The organism is Brevundimonas sp. Marseille-Q4549, assembly GCF_976940555.1.
In genome coordinates, this window is sequence record NZ_CDRHXG010000001.1 from 1,581,371 (window position 1) to 1,597,438 (window position 16,068).

At 69.3% G+C, this 16,068-nt stretch carries 12 protein-coding genes; 6 read left to right on the forward strand and 6 right to left on the reverse strand.

Annotated features, from left to right (window positions below; all coding sequences use genetic code 11):
- Positions 1–13 precede the first annotated feature (13 nt).
- Complete coding sequence (locus ACWPV3_RS07675) at positions 14–1,219, forward strand: hypothetical protein (RefSeq protein WP_453977481.1); 1,206 nt, start codon at positions 14–16, stop codon at positions 1,217–1,219.
- A 293-nt stretch (positions 1,220–1,512) separates the two neighbouring features.
- Here ACWPV3_RS07675 and ACWPV3_RS07680 read toward each other — a convergent pair whose 3' ends face one another.
- The 4 genes from ACWPV3_RS07680 to ACWPV3_RS07695 form a co-directional block, all read right to left on the reverse strand.
- Positions 1,513–4,683, reverse strand: coding sequence for an efflux RND transporter permease subunit (locus tag ACWPV3_RS07680; protein ID WP_453977482.1), 3,171 nt, complete (start codon positions 4,681–4,683; stop codon positions 1,513–1,515).
- A gap of 2 nt (positions 4,684–4,685) precedes the next feature.
- On the reverse strand, positions 4,686–5,675 hold the full coding sequence (locus tag ACWPV3_RS07685; RefSeq protein ID WP_453978510.1) for an efflux RND transporter periplasmic adaptor subunit: 990 nt from the start codon (positions 5,673–5,675) through the stop codon (positions 4,686–4,688).
- On the reverse strand, positions 5,672–5,833 hold the full coding sequence (locus tag ACWPV3_RS07690; RefSeq protein WP_453977483.1) for a hypothetical protein: 162 nt from the start codon (positions 5,831–5,833) through the stop codon (positions 5,672–5,674). Before ACWPV3_RS07690 ends, ACWPV3_RS07685 begins: the two co-directional genes overlap by 4 nt.
- A 103-nt stretch (positions 5,834–5,936) precedes the next feature.
- A complete protein-coding gene (locus ACWPV3_RS07695) occupies positions 5,937–6,251 on the reverse strand; it encodes a hypothetical protein (protein WP_453977484.1) in 315 nt (104 codons plus the stop codon).
- A 134-nt stretch (positions 6,252–6,385) separates the two neighbouring features.
- Here ACWPV3_RS07695 and ACWPV3_RS07700 point away from each other — a divergent pair, with 134 nt between their 5' ends.
- The 3 genes from ACWPV3_RS07700 to ACWPV3_RS07710 all read left to right on the forward strand — a co-directional run bounded on the left by ACWPV3_RS07700 (position 6,386) and on the right by ACWPV3_RS07710 (position 9,849).
- Positions 6,386–7,627, forward strand: coding sequence for a putative DNA modification/repair radical SAM protein (locus ACWPV3_RS07700; protein ID WP_453977485.1), 1,242 nt, complete (start codon positions 6,386–6,388; stop codon positions 7,625–7,627).
- Complete coding sequence (locus ACWPV3_RS07705) at positions 7,627–9,054, forward strand: UdgX family uracil-DNA binding protein (RefSeq protein WP_453977486.1); 1,428 nt, start codon at positions 7,627–7,629, stop codon at positions 9,052–9,054. The genes ACWPV3_RS07700 and ACWPV3_RS07705 overlap by 1 nt, the downstream gene beginning before the upstream one ends.
- Positions 9,055–9,198: 144 nt before the next feature.
- The gene (locus ACWPV3_RS07710; protein ID WP_453977487.1) at positions 9,199–9,849 is read left to right on the forward strand and encodes a Crp/Fnr family transcriptional regulator; all 651 of its coding nucleotides are present in this window, start codon (positions 9,199–9,201) and stop codon (positions 9,847–9,849) included.
- 4 nt (positions 9,850–9,853) lie between these two features.
- Here ACWPV3_RS07710 and ACWPV3_RS07715 read toward each other — a convergent pair whose 3' ends face one another.
- On the reverse strand, positions 9,854–11,512 hold the full coding sequence (locus ACWPV3_RS07715; protein WP_453977488.1) for an amino acid ABC transporter ATP-binding/permease protein: 1,659 nt from the start codon (positions 11,510–11,512) through the stop codon (positions 9,854–9,856).
- Entirely contained in the window at positions 11,509–13,113 is a 1,605-nt protein-coding gene (cydD, locus tag ACWPV3_RS07720; RefSeq protein WP_453977489.1) for a thiol reductant ABC exporter subunit CydD, read from the reverse strand. Before cydD ends, ACWPV3_RS07715 begins: the two co-directional genes overlap by 4 nt.
- A gap of 195 nt (positions 13,114–13,308) precedes the next feature.
- Between cydD and ACWPV3_RS07725 the strand changes: the two genes are divergently transcribed.
- Together ACWPV3_RS07725 and cydB are read left to right on the forward strand one after the other, a co-directional pair.
- Positions 13,309–14,889 (forward strand): cytochrome ubiquinol oxidase subunit I, encoded by a 1,581-nt coding sequence (locus tag ACWPV3_RS07725; RefSeq protein ID WP_453978511.1) that lies wholly within the window; start codon positions 13,309–13,311, stop codon positions 14,887–14,889.
- A gap of 26 nt (positions 14,890–14,915) precedes the next feature.
- Positions 14,916–16,064 (forward strand): cytochrome d ubiquinol oxidase subunit II, encoded by a 1,149-nt coding sequence (cydB, locus tag ACWPV3_RS07730; protein WP_453977490.1) that lies wholly within the window; start codon positions 14,916–14,918, stop codon positions 16,062–16,064.
- The last annotated feature ends 4 nt before the right edge of the window (positions 16,065–16,068 follow it).

Sequence of the window (16,068 nt, forward strand, 5' to 3'; positions counted from 1 at the left end):
GGAGGAGACGGCGATGACGATGCAACACCGTTTGAAGGTCTGGCTGATATCGGGCGCGGCGTGCGTATTCGCGCCCGCTACGGCCCTGGCCCAGGACGCCGCGACGCAGCCTGTCGTGTCGCGGCCCGCTGCGGCGGCCGCATCGCCTTCGTCGTCTCCGACACCCGCCGCCTGCCCCGACTTTCTGCCGCAGAAGACACGGTGCTGGTCGGGACGCGGCGTGCGCGGTGACTATTATTGGATCGCCGTGCCGGATCAGTGGAACGGGACCCTGGTGGTGCACGCCCATGGCGGCCCGCGCACCAGCGCCCCACGACCCGATGACCCGTTGGAGGACCTGAATCGCTTCTCCATGACGGTGAAGGAGGGCTTCGCCTGGGCGGGCTCCACCTATCGGCGTGGAGGTTATGGCGTACGGATGGCGGCCGAAGACACCGACACTCTGCGCCAGCTGTTCTGGGACGCCTTCGGCCGGCCGCGCCGAACCCTTCTGCACGGTCAATCGTGGGGCGGAAACGTCGCGGCCAAGGCGGCCGAACTCTACGCCCGCGACGCGGAGGGCAAGGTGGTTTGGGACGGGGTGGTTCTGACCAGCGGCGTGCTGGCGGGAGGGACCAGGGCCTATGGTTTCCGCGCCGATCTGCGGGCCGTCTATCAGTATGTCTGCCGCAACCACCCCGCCCCGGACGAGCCGCAGTATCCTCTGTGGCAGGGCTTGCCGGAGGGATCGCGCATGACGCGGGCCGATCTGGCCGAACGGGTCAAGACCTGCACCGGCGTCGGCCTGCCCGAGGCACGACGCACGGCCGTGCAGAAGCGGAACCTGGCCGACATTCTGGCCGTGACGGGCGTACAGGAGGACGAACTGGTCGCCCATCTGGCCTGGGGCACCTTCCTGTTCCGCGATATGGTTCAGCGTCGTCTGGACGGGTTGAATCCCTTCTCGAACATCGACCGCGTCTATGCCGGATCGCACGACGATGCGGCCCTGAACGCCGGCGTGCAGCGGTTCGCGGCCGATTCCATGGGTGTGGCGCGCCTGGCCTATGACGCCGACCTGTCGGGCTTGATCGTGGCGCCGACCATCACCATCCACGGCAAGGCCGATCCCACCGCCTTCGTCAGCAACGAGGCCGTCTATCGAGATCGGGTGGCCTCGGCCGGCCGTTCGGATCTCCTCGTCCAGACCTTCACCGACGAAGCGGAACACAGCGCTTGAAGCCCGCCTGAGTACGTCGCCGTGTTCGCGGCCATGATGGCCTGGCTGGACTCAGGGGTCAGGCCGGACGCGCATGCGGTATCGACCTTGTGCGAAGCCGCAAGACCGCGATACGGGGAGGCCTGCCTGTTCGATGTGAGTTATGATCCCGAGCGGATACAGGGCGCGGCGATCCCGGCGTCACAGTCGGTCGGCGGCTCATCCGATGCGGCTCCTCGCCCCTAACCCAGAACGATACGGGATATCCATGACGCGCCGAGCCTGGAAAAGAACTCGGCGCGTCATGGGGCGCGTCATCTCTTTCCAGGGGCCGGCTGGCGGTTCCACAGGGCGGCGAGGACGGGTAGGACGATCAGGGTCAGCAGGGTCGCGGTGATCAACCCGCCGATAACCACCGTCGCCAAAGGCTTCTGAACCTCGGCGCCGGGACCGCGGGCGAAGGCCATCGGGACGAAGCCCAGAACCGCGACCAGGGCGGTGGTCAGGACCGGGCGCAGACGATCGACCGCGCCCTCCAGCGCCGCCTGCGAGGCGAGCGCGCCCTCGCTCAGTCGCCCTCGGATCGCCTGCATCAGCACCAGTCCGTTCAATGTCGCCACGCCGGAAACGGCGATGAAGCCGACCGCCGCGCTGATCGACAGAGGCATGCCCCGCGCCGCCAACGCGAGGGCGCCGCCGACCAAGGCCAGGGGCACGCCCGCGAACACCAGGGCTGCGTCCTTCCATGATCGCAGCGCCAGGACCAGCAGACCGCCGATCGTCAGAAAGACGATGGGCACGATCAGCCCCAGCCGGGCGGAGGCGCGTTGCAGATTCTCGAACTGACCGCCCCAATCGATCCAGCCCGAGGGCGGGGGCTGGACCTGATCGGCGACCTTGGCCTGGGCCTCGGCGACGAAGCCCCCCAGGTCGCGGCCGCGGACATTGGCCTGGACGATCATGCGCCGCTTGCCGTTCGAGCGGCTGATCTGGTTCGGCCCTTCGGAAACGTCGAAGCGGGCGACCGACGACAGGGGCACGGTGGGCGCGCCGGCTTCGGCGTTTTCAGGCATGACGGGCAGCTGTTCCATGATCGTGGGGTCGTTGCGGAACGGGTCGCCCAGACGGACCACCACGTCGAAGCGGCGGTCGCCCTCGTTGATCTGCCCCGCGCTGCGGCCCGCAAGCGCGATGGACAGAGCATCGGCGGCGTCGGAGGCGTGCACCCCTTGCGCCGCCGCGACCGTGCGGTCGACGCTGGCGGTGATGGTCGGCTGGCCCGACACCTGTTCGACGCGCACGTCGGCGGCGCCGTCGACGCCGTTCAGGATCGTGGCGACCTGGCGGGCGGTGCGATCCATCGCCGCGAAATCGTCGCCATAGATCATCACCGCCACGTCGGAGCGGACCCCGGCGATCAGTTCGTTGAACCGCATCTCGATGGGCTGGGTGAATTCGTAGGTGCTGCCCAGAAGGGTCGAGAGCCGCTGCTCCATGCGACCGACCAGGTCTGCCTTGGACAGGCGTGGATCGGGCCAGTCCTTGCGATCCTTCAGCATGACGAAGGTATCGGAGATGGAGGGCGGCATGGGGTCGGAAGCGACCTCGGCCGTGCCGGTCCGGGTGAAGACGCGGGCGACCTCGGGCATGGCCTTCAGGGTCTTTTCGACCTGGAACTGCATGGCCTGGCTCTGCTCCAGCGACGTGGACGGGACGCGCAGGGCCTGGACCAGGACGTCTCCCTCGTCCAGTCGGGGCACGAACTCGCGACCCAGAGTGGCGAAGGCGACGGCGCCGGCCAGCAGGGCGACTGCTGCGCCGATCAGGACCGCGCGAGGGCGAGCGATGGCGGCGCGCAGCAGGGGGGCGTAGCGGGCCCTTGCGGCGCGGGTCAGCCGGGGGTCCGCGTGCTCGGCCTTCGGCTCCCTGACGATAAGGGCGGCCATGGCGGGCACGAAGGTGAAGCTGAGGATGAAGGCCGCCAACAGGGCCAGCATGACGGTGGCGGCCATCGGGCCGAACATCTTGCCCTCGACACCCTCGAACATCAGCAGCGGGGCATAGACCAGAAGGATGATGGCCTGGCCGAAGGCGGCGGGGCGCGCCATCTCGCGCGCCGAGGCGGCGACGACCGACAGGCGTTCGGCCAGTGTCAGGGGGCGTCCTGTCTCGGCACGGGCGAGGCCGAGACGGCGCAGGGTGTTTTCGATCACCACCACTGCGCCATCGACGATCAGGCCGAAGTCCAATGCGCCCAGGCTGAGCAGATTGGCGCTGATGCCGAACCGGTTCATGGCCGAGGCCGCAAACAGGAAGCTGAGCGGGATGACCAGGGCCGTGATCACCGCCGCCCGCACGTCGCCCAGGGCGAAGAAGAGAACGGCGATGACGAGCAGGGCGCCCAGGGCCAGATTGTGTTCGACAGTCCGGATGGTCGCCTCGACCAGATCGGTTCGGTCCAATTCCGGGCGCAGGACGACGCCGGCCGGAAGGCTGGCCCTCATGGTCTCCAGCTTCTGGCCGACGCGACGAGCGACCTCGCGCGAGTTCTCGCCCTGAAGCATGAGGGCGGTGCCGACGACGGTTTCTCGGCCGTCGGCGCTGGCTGAACCGAGGCGGGGCGCACGGCCGATCTCCACGGTCGCGACGTCGGAGACCCGAATGACCTGGCCGCCCCGGTTCAGGATCGGCGTCTGGGCCAGGTCTTCCAGGCTTTTCAGGCGGGCGTCGGCGCGGACGATATAGGCCTCGCCCGCGCGGTCGACATAGCCGGCGCCGGCGATGCGGTTGGCGTGCTCCAGCGCTTCGACCAACTGGACCAGACCGACGCCATAGGCGGCGAGACGGCCGGGATCGGGATGGACGGCGTATTCCTTCACATAGCCGCCCAGCGCATCGACGCCGGCGACGCCGGGAACGGTCTTCAACTGCGGCGCGACGATCCAGTCCTGGACGGTGCGGAGATAGGTGGCCTTTTCGACGTCGGTGGTCAGGCGTTCGCCCTCGGGGGTGACATAGGGAACGCCGGAACGCGCGGCCGGGCCGGAGAAATCCAGCGTCCAGATGTAGACCTCGCCAAGACCGGTCACGACAGGCCCCATGGACGGGGAAAGGCCTCCGGGCAGGTCCGCGCGCGCGGACTGGAGCCGCTCATTGACCAGGTTCCGGGCGAAATAGATGTCGGTGCTGTCGGTGAAGACGGCGGTGATCTGGCTGAAGCCGTGGCGCGACAGGGAGCGGGTCTCGGTCAGTCCCGGCAGACCCGCCAGCGCCGTCTCCAGCGGGAAGGTGACTTGGCGCTCGACCTCCTCGGGCCCCAAGGCGGGGGCGACGGTGGTGATCTGCACCTGACGGTTGGTGATGTCCGGCACGGCGTCGATGGGCAGGCGCAGAAGCTCGCGTCCGCCGACGACGGCCAGGACGACGGCCAGTCCGACGACCAGCCAGCGGAAACGCACGGAGGCGTCGATGATACGGTCCAGCATGATCAGTGCCCGTGCTCCGCTTCGCCCTTGGCCAGTTCGGCCTTGAGCAGGAAGGCGCCGGCCCCGGCGATCCGCTCGGCGCCGGTCAGGCCGGACAGGATTTCGATGCGGCCGTCGGCGGTGCGGCCGGTGACGACCGGACGGGCGCGAAAGCCCTTTGCCTCGACGACGAAGACCGAGGGAACGCCATCGACCGTCTGGACGGCGTCAAGCGGAACGACCAGGGCGCCGGTCCCGCCGCCGGCCGAAAGACGGGCCGACAGGACCGATCCGGCGGGCGGCGCCGCGGTGTCGGGGCGGGCGCGGACGACCACCACGCCGTTCGCATTGGCCGGGGCCACGGCGACCACGACGCCGGACACGGCCTCGGCCCCGGCCAAGGTGCTCTCCAGTCGATCACCCGGTCGCAGCAGGGCGGCGGCGGACGGCGGGGCCTCGAACACCAGTTCGACGCGGCGGGGGTCGGCGACGGCCGCGACCTGCAACGCCTCCTCGTGCAGCACCTGTCCGGGGGCGACGCTGATACGCGTGACGACGCCGGCGATGGGGCTGCGGATTATGGTCAGGCCGTCGGGGCCCGGCGCGCCAAAGGCGCCGACGCGGGCGCGCGCGGCGCGCAGTTCGGCCTCGGCGCGCCTGGCCTCTGCGGCGGTGACGTCCAGCCGGGCCTGAGACACCCAGCCACGCTCGAACAGGGTCCGGTCGCGGCGTTCGGCGGCACGGGCGGCGTCGACGGCGGCCTGAGCCGCATCGGCCGACGCGCGCGAGGCGGCGCCGTCGGGACTTCTCATTGTGATCAGCGGCGATCCGGCTGACACATGGTCGCCGATCCCCACATGGACCCGCGCGACGGCGCCAGCCAGCGGCGCATCGACGGCGGCTTCGGCCCCGGGGACGAAGCTGACGCGGCCCGGCAGCTTCAGTTCCGCTCCGCCGCCTCTTTGCGGGGCGACAACGGCGACGCCGGCCTGGGCGGCTTGTTCCAGTGTCAGGGCGACGACCGCGCCGTTCCCTTCGTCTTCGGCGTGATCGTTCTCGGCGGGCTTGGCTGCGGGGGGGAATGGTCGATCCAGCGGGCGGCGCCGAAGCCCACGCCCAGGGCGGCGACGACGGCGGCGCCGGTCGTCAGCCAGTGTCTTTGCAACGGCATCTCAGGTTCCTCGCCCGGTACAAGATCGGGCCCAGAGTTCGGGACGCGCGACGTCGCCGCCGCGCGAGGCTCTAGAACGGCCGGTGCGAACTCCGGCCGGAGGTCAGAAGCGTGGAGGGCGTTCCGGTCCGCCGGGCGCATCCAGGGCGCGGCCGACGCGATGGGTCCAGACAGCGGGGACCGAGAAAATCGGCGTCGAGACGGTGGACGCGACATCCGGCGCGGTGGCGGCGTGAGGCGCATGGCAACACCCCCCGGCGCAGGCCGGTCCGCAATCGGGACATTGCTTCTGATCGTCGCCGGCGCCGCCCTGGTCGAACACGGCGGCGGCATACGACGGCTCAGCCGCGCAGGCGTGGCTCTCGAACGCAGGCAGGGCGAAGACAAGCGCCAGCAGCACGCCGCCGACGAGTCCCAACTCTCTGATCATTCGGCGCGCAGCCCTGAGCATGACCGCGCCCATAACACGCCCGATGACGGCTGTCTTGTCCCGGAAAAGGCCTGCGCACGGCGCCGCTGGATTTCGCTTTCGTTGGAACGTATCATGAACATATGGCGCAGATCGATCTTCGACGAAAGCTGGCGGTTCTGGCGGATGCGGCGAAGTACGACGCATCCTGCGCCTCGTCCGGGACGGCCAAACGCGACTCGATGGGCGGGCGCGGCGTGGGGTCGACGGAGGGGATGGGCATCTGTCACGCCTATACTCCGGACGGGCGGTGCGTCAGTCTGCTGAAGATATTGCTGACCAACTTCTGCATCTACGACTGCGCCTATTGCATCAACCGGGTGTCGTCGAACGTCGAACGGGCGCGATTCACCGTCGACGAGGTGGTGGATCTGACGCTGGCCTTCTATCGGCGGAACTATATCGAGGGCCTGTTCCTGTCGTCGGGGGTCATCCGCAACGGCGACTACACGATGGAGCAACTGGTCGAGGTTGCGCGACGGTTGCGCGAGGATCACGACTTTCGCGGCTATATCCATCTGAAGCTGATCCCGGAGGCAGACGCGCGCCTGGTGGAACTGGCGGGGCTGTACGCCGACCGGCTGTCAGCCAATATAGAACTGCCCCGTGACGAGGCTCTGGGGCGGCTGGCGCCCGAGAAGGACGTGCGGACGATCCGCAAAACGATGGGCCAGGTCCGATTGAAGATGCAGGAGGCCAGGCCCGAACGGCGCGACCGCAAGCGCCCGCCAGCCTTCGCCCCGGCCGGACAATCGACCCAGCTGATCGTCGGGGCGGATGGCGCGCCCGACACCGAGATCATGGCGCGCAGCGCGTCGCTTTACGGCGGCTACGGTCTGCGCCGGGTTTATTATTCCGCCTTCAGCCCCATTCCCGACGGCTCCAGCCTGTTGCCGCCGACCAAGCCGCCGCTGATGCGCGAACATCGACTGTATCAGGCCGATTGGCTGATGCGCTTCTATGGGTTCAGCGCGCCCGAGATCGGGGAGGGAACCGACGGCGGCATGCTGGATCTGGCGGTCGATCCCAAGCTGGCCTGGGCGCTGCGGCGGCGAGACGCCTTTCCGGTGGACGTCAACAAGGCTGCGCGCGAGAGCCTGCTGCGGGTGCCGGGCCTGGGCGTGAAGGCGGTGGACCGCATCCTGTCGGTCAGGCGATATCGGACGCTGAGGCTGCAGGACGTGGGACGTCTGACGCGGTCGATCGAGGCGGTGCGGCCCTGGATCACGGCGCTGGACTGGACGCCGGGCGGGCTGACGGACGCCGCCGATCTGCGGGCGCGGCTGACCCCGCGCGCCAAGGTCGAACAGTTGAGCCTGTTCTGATGCGCACGGCGATCTTGACCGATCCTCTGGATTTCGACGGTTGGCGGACGGCGGCGCGGGCCTTTCGTCTGGCTGGGGTAGAGCCGGCCCAGGCGCGGTTTGTGGTCGGGTCAGGGCAGGCCGCCTTGTTCGAAAATGGCGGGCCTTCATTTGAAAAGGACGGCGCCTTCACCGCGCCGCGCGCCTTTCTCGAGACGGCGAAAGACCTGATCCAGCATCGGTCCGAGGATCGGTTCGACCTGATGTATCGTCTGCTGTGGCGACTGAGGGACCAGCCGGATCTTATGGCGGTTCTGTCCGATCCCGACGTGGCCGAAGCCGCCGACCGGATGAAGGCGGTGCGTCGGGCGGCGCACAAGATGAAGGCCTTCGTCCGCTTTCGTCAGACCGAGGATTCGCAAGGAGAGCATTGGGTCGCCTGGTTCGAGCCGGCGCACCGGGTGCTTCGGACCACGGCGCCCTTTTTCGCACGGCGCTTCAGCACCATGCGCTGGACGATCCTGACGCCGGACGGGACGGCGACTTGGGATGGCGGCCTGATGCGCTTCGGGCCCGCCGCCGACCGCAGCCAGGCGCCGGCCGAGGACGAGATGGAGGCGTTCTGGCGCACCTATTACGCCTCCACCTTCAATCCGGCGCGGCTGAAGCTGAAGGCGATGCGGTCGGAGATGCCGAAGCGATATTGGAAGAACCTTCCCGAGGCGGCGCTGATCCCGGAACTGACGGCGGCGGCGGCGGTTCGCACTGATGCCATGGTGTCCCAGCCCACGCCCCAGCCCAATGCGCGGTTTCAGCGCGCGCGTGCGCCTCTGGTGGATCGTGCCGCCACCGACGACCTGGTCCCGGAAACCCTGGCCGACCTGGCGCGCGGGGTGCAGGGGTGCCGGCGCTGTCCACTGTGGCGCGATGCGACCCAGGGCGTCTGCGGCGCGGGGGGCCAGGCGGCGGAACTGATGGTCGTGGGCGAACAGCCGGGCGATCGGGAGGATCTGGCCGGCCAGCCCTTCGTCGGCCCGGCGGGCCAGCTTCTGGACCAGGCGATGGTGGAGGCGGGCCTGGATCGCGACGCGCTGTACCTGACCAATGCGGTCAAACACTTCAAGCATGAGCCGCGCGGCAAGCGCCGCCTGCACAAAACGCCGAACGCGGGCGAGGTTCAGGCCTGCCGCTGGTGGTTGGACCATGAACGGCGGCTGGTGAAGCCGCGACTGATCCTGGCTCTGGGCGCGACGGCGGGCCTGGCGGTGCTGGGACGAAAGGTTGCTGTCCAGACCGAGCGCGGCGCGGTCATGACCCAGGCCGACGGGACGCGCGTGCTGCTGACCGTCCATCCGTCCTATCTGCTGCGGTTGCCGGATGCGGAGGCGAGGACGCGGGAACGGGCGTTGTTCGTGCGCGATCTAAGGGCTGCGATTCACGCGGTCTGAAGGCCGGGTCGGATCGTCCGATTTGCGCCGGGGGCGATGCAGGCTATCGTGGCGCCGATGTTGGAACTCCGCTCTCTTCCGGTCGAATGCGCGCAGCGGCGACGCGATTCCGCCTGCGCCACCTGTGGGGCGCGGGCCTTCAGCGTGTGCGACAGCCTGCCGCCCGAAGACCTGGACCAGCTTGACTCCATCGCCGAACAGACCCGTTTCGCCACGGGCGAGGTGCTGGTGCGCGAGGGAGAGCGCGCCGATCATCTGTTCAACGTCACCTCGGGAGCCTTGCGAATCTACAAGCTGATGCCGGACGGTCGGCGCCAGATCACGGGCTTTCTATTCGCCGGGGACTTTGTGGGTCTGGCCACGGGACCGACCTACGCCTTCTCGGCCGAGGCCATAGAGGACACGACCGTCTGCCGCTTCCGCAAGGCCGACTATCTGGCGCTGTTGCAAGAGACGCCGGCCCTGGGATCGGCCTTGCTGGAGCGCGCGCGGCACGAACTGGCGGCGGCGCAGAACCAGATGCTGCTCTTGGGGCGCAAGTCGGCGCAGGAACGGATCGCCTCCTTCCTGCTGGACCTGCCCGGCCTGGACCCTGCGCGTCCCCTGGAGGACGGCCACGTCCATCTGCCGATGACCCGGGCCGAAATGGCCGACTATCTGGGCCTGACCATAGAGACGGTCAGTCGCGGCCTGACCAAGCTGAAGACGGCGGGGATCATCCGGCTGCTGTCCCTGCACGAACTGCGGGTGGAACAGCCCGAGCGCCTGCGCGCCATCGCCGAAGGCGAGGCCTGAGCGCTCAGGCCTCGGCCGGCGCCGGTTCGGCCTGTCGCGTCATGCGGACCCGCCCGTCGGCGTCGACGCCCTCGATCCGCAGGCGGATGTCGCAGGCGGCCATGGGCGGCAGGCGGTGGCTGACCAGGATCAGGCCCTGACCGCGCTCGGACAGACGACGGGTCAGGGCGGCCAGAACCTGCGCCTCGGTCGCGGCGTCCAGTCCCTCGGTCGGTTCGTCCAGCACCAGCCAGGGCGCGTCCCGCAGATAGGCGCGCGCCAGACCCAGTCGCCGCCGCTCGCCCCCCGACAGCCGCTCGCCGTTGACGCCGACAGGAGCGTCCAACCCCAGGGGATCGGCGCGCACCCGTTGGGCCAGGGCGGCGTCGTCCAGAGCACGCCACATCGCGGCCTCGTCCGCGGGACCGGCCAGGATCAGGTTCTGACGGATCGTGCCCTCTATCAGCCGCACGTCCTGGGCGGCGTAGGCGAACAGGGCGCGGCGCGCATCCGGCGCCAGATCCGCAATGTCGATGCAGCCCAGTCGCGCCTCGCCTTCGGGGGCGGTGCGCAGGCCGATCAACCGTTCGACCAGGGTTGTCTTGCCCGCGCCCGATGCGCCGAACAGCCCCAGTCGCACAGGGGGCGACAGGTCCGTCGCCAGCGCGTCCAGGCGCATCGTTTTGTCGCGCGGCGCGGCGCGGACACGCGGCGCTTCATCGGGCAGAAGGTCGTCCAACCGGTCCTGGGCCTCGGCCGCCGCTCCGTTCTGATGCAGGGCGCCGATCAGGCCGGCGAGGGACTCCAGGCCCATCACGGCCGCGAGGGCCGCCAGCGCCGTCAGGGGCAGGGGCGCGCCGTGGGTCGCCGGCACGACGGCGGCGACCGCGAGGCCCGTGACGCCCGCCTGCCAAGCCGCCATCCAGCCGCCGGCCTGGGCCTGGTCGATCAGGGCGCGGTCGCGGACGGCGGCGGCTTCCGCCACCTGTTGCGCCGCCCAGCCATCCAGTGCGTAGGCCTTGAGTTCGGGCGCGACGGCCTCGAGCGCCGACAGGCGATCCTTCAGCAGGGCGACAGCCGCCTGGGCCGCGCGACCGGCGGGTTCGGCCCGATGACGGGCGATCACGGCCGCTCCGCCCCAGGTCAGGCCCATGGCGCCCAGCAACACAAGGGCGGCCAGGGGCGTCGCCATGGCGGCCAGGAGGACGGAGGCCGCCACGCCGGCGCCCAACGCCCAGGGCGCCGACAGCCTGACGAACAGGGTCTGGACGGCATCCACGTCCTGCACCAGCCGGGCCGAGGCGTCGCCCGAGGACAGGGCCAGGGCGCGTTCGGGCGGGGCCGAGGCCAGGGCTTGGAACAACTGGGGCCGCAGGCGGGCCAGAGCCTTCAGCGCCGCCTCATGGCCAGCGACTCGCTCGATATAGCGAGCGCCGGTGCGCAGGATGGCCAGAAGGCGGATGATCGCGCTGGGCGTCAGATAGTTGAAGCTTTGGACCGCCAGGCCGCCCGCCGCCCCGGCGAAGGCCGCGCCGGTGATGAACCAGCCTGACAGACCCAGAAGGCCCACGGCGGCGACCGAAACGACGGCGCCGGCGGCGGCGGCCAGGCGCAGGCGTCGACGCTGGGCCTGGCGCTGGGTCGCGATCAGGGCGGCGACGCGGCCTGTGGAACGGCCGCTCACAGCCGCACCACGCGATCGGCCAGGGCGGCGACGGCGGCGGAATGGGTGGCGATCAAGGTCGTGCGTCCGCGCGCCGCCTCCCGGATCGTCTCCAGCATGGCCTGTTCGGAGGCGGGGTCCAGATTGGCGGTCGGTTCGTCCAGCAACAGGATGGGCGCGCGCTTCAGCATGGCGCGGGCCAGACCCAGACGGCGGCGCTCGCCGCCGGACAGACCGCCGCCGCGCTCGTCGATCGGGCGTTCGAGGTCGCCCGTCAGGCCAGCCGTCTGGGCGGCGGCCTTGACGCGGCCGGGGCAGGCGGTCGGATCGGCCAGGGCCACATTGCGGGCCAGGAAGCCGGGCACCACGACCGGCGCCTGACTGGCCCAGGCGATCTGGCCCGAAAGATCGACTCCGTCGCCCAGTCGGACCCCGCCGATCTCGACCGCGCCGGCGGTCAGGGGCGACAGGCCCAGCAGCAGGTGCAGCAGGCTGGACTTGCCCGCCCCGCTGGCGCCGACCAGGGCGACGATCTGGCCGGGCCGGACATCCAGATCGAGCCCGTCGATCACCGGCGCAGCGCCGTCATAGGCGATGGAGACGGCGAGGAACCGGATCGACGGCGCCGTGTCCCCCAGCGTCAGGCGCACCGGCTTGGTCTCGTCGGGCGTGATCAGGGCGGGGACGGCGGCCTCGGCGGCCTGGCGGTCGTGATAGGCGGCGGCGAGGCGGCGCAACGGTTGATAGACCTCGGGGGCCAGGGCCAGGACGAAGAAGGCGCGACCCAGGTTCAGCGTCTCGGGAACCGGGAAGGGCAGCAGCCTCAGTAGGTTGAACCCGCAATAGACCGCGATCAGGGCGACCGACAGGGCCGAGAAGAACTCCAGCACGGCCGATGAGGCGAAGGCGATCCGCATGACGCGGGCCGTGCGATGCTCCAGTTCGTTGGAAGCCGTGGTGATTTCTGCGGTCACGCGGTCGGTGGCGCCGAAGGCCAGGACGGCGGGCAGGGCGCGGACCCGGTCGACGAACAGGCCCGAGAGCCGCTCCAGCGCCTGAAACTGACGTCGGCTCTCGCCGGCGGCCGCCGTGCCGGCCAGGATCATGCCCAGGACGAAGGGCAGGAGGGTGAACAGCAGAATGGCCGCCGAAACCGGGCTGGCCACGGCGGCGGCGGCGATGATCAGCAGGGGCGACAGGCCGGCGGCCAGACGCAGGGGCGTGAACCGGGCGTAGTAGCCGTCCAGCGCCTCCACCCCCTCGACCACGGCGGTCAATCGGTCGCCGGAGCGTCGGCCGCGTCCGAACAGGTCGGTCAGAAGCCGGTCGCGCACGTCCCGTTTCACCGCACGGCCCAGACGGGCGCCGACCGCGACGCCGGCTTGGCTCAACAGGCCGCGCGCAATCAGGCTGGCGGCCGCCAGGGCCAGCCAGGGCGCGGCGGCGATCGGAGAGCGGCCGAACTGGTCGATGCCCAAGGCCAGGCCAGCGGCGAAACCGATGGCGGGGAGGACGTCGGCGACGGTCAGGGCGGCGGCCAGCATCGCCGGCCGGCGCCACGCGCGGGCGGTCTGTTTCAACCAGGCGGCGGGGGCGAACGGGGCAGGCGAGACGGCGGTCATCGTCGGACTCCAGCGCTCGACAACCGCCGTGCGCCATGGGACAAAACACCGTTGGACGAAATGTCCAAGGACGAAACGTCCAGTAGAACGGACGATAGGCGCTCGCTTTGATCGAGATCAAGGCGACCGTCCCGCCGGACTTCTAGGGCGTGTGAAACGTCGGCGCCTGGTCCGGCGTGACGGAGCAACGCCATGATCGACCTAGCGGTCGTCGACCTGTCCCGGCTGCAGTTCGCGCTGACGGCCCTCTATCACTTTCTGTTCGTGCCTCTCACGCTGGGGCTCAGTTTCATGCTGGTCATCATGGAGTCGATCTATGTGATGACCCGCCGCCCGATCTGGCGGACGATCACCCGCTTCTGGGGCGTGCTGTTCGGCATCAACTTCGCCCTGGGCGTCGCGACCGGCATCACCATGGAGTTCCAGTTCGGCATGAACTGGAGCTATTACAGCCATTATGTCGGCGACATCTTCGGCGCGCCGCTGGCGATCGAGGGTCTGATGGCCTTCTTCCTGGAGGCGACCTTCGTCGGGCTGATGTTCTTCGGCTGGGACAAGTTGAAGCCGTCGGCGCACCTGTTCGTCACCTTTATGGTGGCGCTGGGCACCAATCTGTCTGCCCTGTGGATCCTGATCGCCAACGGCTGGATGCAGAACCCGGTCGGCGCCGCCTTCAATCCCGACACCATGCGGATGGAGGTCACGGACTTCATGGCCGTGCTGTTCAACCCGGTGGCCCAGGCCAAGTTCGTGCACACCGTCTCGGCCGGCTATGTCTGCGCCTCTGTCTTCGTGCTGGGCGTCTCGGCCTTCTATCTGCTGCGGGGCAAGCACGTCGGCTTCGCCAAGCGGTCGATGACGGTGGCCTCGGCCTTCGGCCTGGCGGCCTCCCTTTCGGTTGTGGTTCTGGGCGACCAGTCCGGCTACGCCCTGACCGACAACCAGAAGATGAAGCTCGCCGCGCTCGAAGCCATGTGGCACACCGAGCCCGCGCCGGCCGGCCTGACCCTGATCGGCATCCCGTCGATGAAGGACCGCGAGACCCACTATGGCGTCCACATTCCGTGGGTCATGGGCCTGATCGCCACGCGCACCATCGACAAGCCGGTCGAAGGCATCTTCGAACTGGTCGCAACGGCGCAGGACCGCATCGAATCCGGCGTCGTCGCCTACGATGCGCTTCAGACGGTCAAGGCGAACCCGCAGGACATGGCGGCGCGCGCGGTGTTTGAAACCCACCGCCGCGACCTGGGCTACGCCCTCTTGCTGAAGCGTCACGTCGCCGACCCCCGTCAAGCCTCGCCCGAATTGATCCAGAAGACCGCCTGGGAGACCGTGCCGAACGTGCCGGCCCTGTTCTGGAGCTTCCGCATCATGGCCGGGATCGGGATGTTCCTGATCGCCTTCTTCGCCACCGCCTTCGTCCTGTGTTCGGTGCGGATGCATGAGACGAAATGGTTCCTGCGGATCGCCGTCCTGGCCATTCCGCTGCCGTGGATCGCCATCGAGTTCGGCTGGATCCTGGCCGAGTTCGGACGTCAGCCCTGGGCGGTGGACGGGGTGCTGCCGACCTTCCTGGGCGCCTCGTCCCTGACCGTGCCGCAGCTGTGGGCCACCATCGTCGGCTTCACCCTGCTGTATGGCGCCCTGGCGGTGGTCGAGGTGCGGCTGATGCTGTTCGCCATCAAGAAGGGTCCGTTCCACGAGCAGGAGACCTTCGGCGAAACCGACCCGCAGCAGCCCGACCCGCGCCCGCTCGCGCCCGCCGTCGCCTGACCCCCTAGCTTTCAGGACATCCGACAATGGATCTTCCCCTCGACTTCGCCACGCTTCGCCTGATCTGGTGGGGGCTGCTGGGCGTGCTTCTGATCGCCTTCGCCCTGACCGACGGCTTCGACCTGGGCGTCGGCGCCCTTTTGCCCTTCGTCGCCAAGACCGACGAGGAGCGCCGCATGGTTATCAACACCGTCGGCGCCACCTGGGAAGGCAACCAGGTGTGGTTCATCCTGGGCGGCGGCGCGATCTTCGCCGCCTGGCCCTTCGTCTATGCGGTCAGTTTCTCGGGCTTCTACCTGGCCATGTTCCTGGTGCTGTCGGCCCTGATCCTGCGGCCCGTGTCGTTCAAATACCGCTCCAAGCGCGCATCGGCCGGCTGGCGGTCGTTCTGGGACTGGTGCCTGTTCATCGGCGGCTTCGTGCCCGCCCTGGTGTTCGGCGTGGCGGTCGGCAACGTCCTTCTGGGCGCCCCCTTCCACCTGGATGGCGATCTGCGCGCCTACTATGACGGCAGTCTGCTGGGCCTGTTCACGCCCTTCAGCCTGATCGCCGGCCTGCTGTCGGTGGCCATGCTGGTGCTGCACGGCGCAGCCTGGCTGTCGGTCAAGGCCGAGCCGGGTCCGGTGATGGAGCGCGCCCGCCTGTTTGGTACGGTCGCGGGCGTTCTGGCCCTGATCCTGTTCGCGGTCGGCGGCCTGTATGTCGCCTATGGCGGCCTGGGCTATCGGATCACCGGAGCGCTGGACGTCAACGGCTTCTCCAACCCGCTGCGTACGACGGTCCAGGCCGCGCCCGGCGCCTGGCTGGACAACTACGGCCGTTATCCCTGGATGCTGATCGCCCCGACGCTGGGCTTCCTGGGGGCGCTGGCCGGCCTGGTCGGCATGTGGCGGCGTTCGGCCCCTCTGGCGTTCGGCGGATCGTCCCTGTCGGCGGTCGGGATCATCTCCACCGCCGGCCTGTCGATGTTCCCCTTCATCCTGCCCAGCTCGATCAATCCGCAGTCCAGCCTGACGGTTTGGAACGCTTCGTCCAGCCATCTGACCCTGTTCATCATGCTGATCTGCACGGCGGTCTTCCTGCCGTTGATCCTGATCTACACGGCCTGGGTCTATCGGGTCCTGTGGGGCCGGACCTCGACCGCCGCCCTCAAGACCAACCCCGACCTGTACTGAGCCC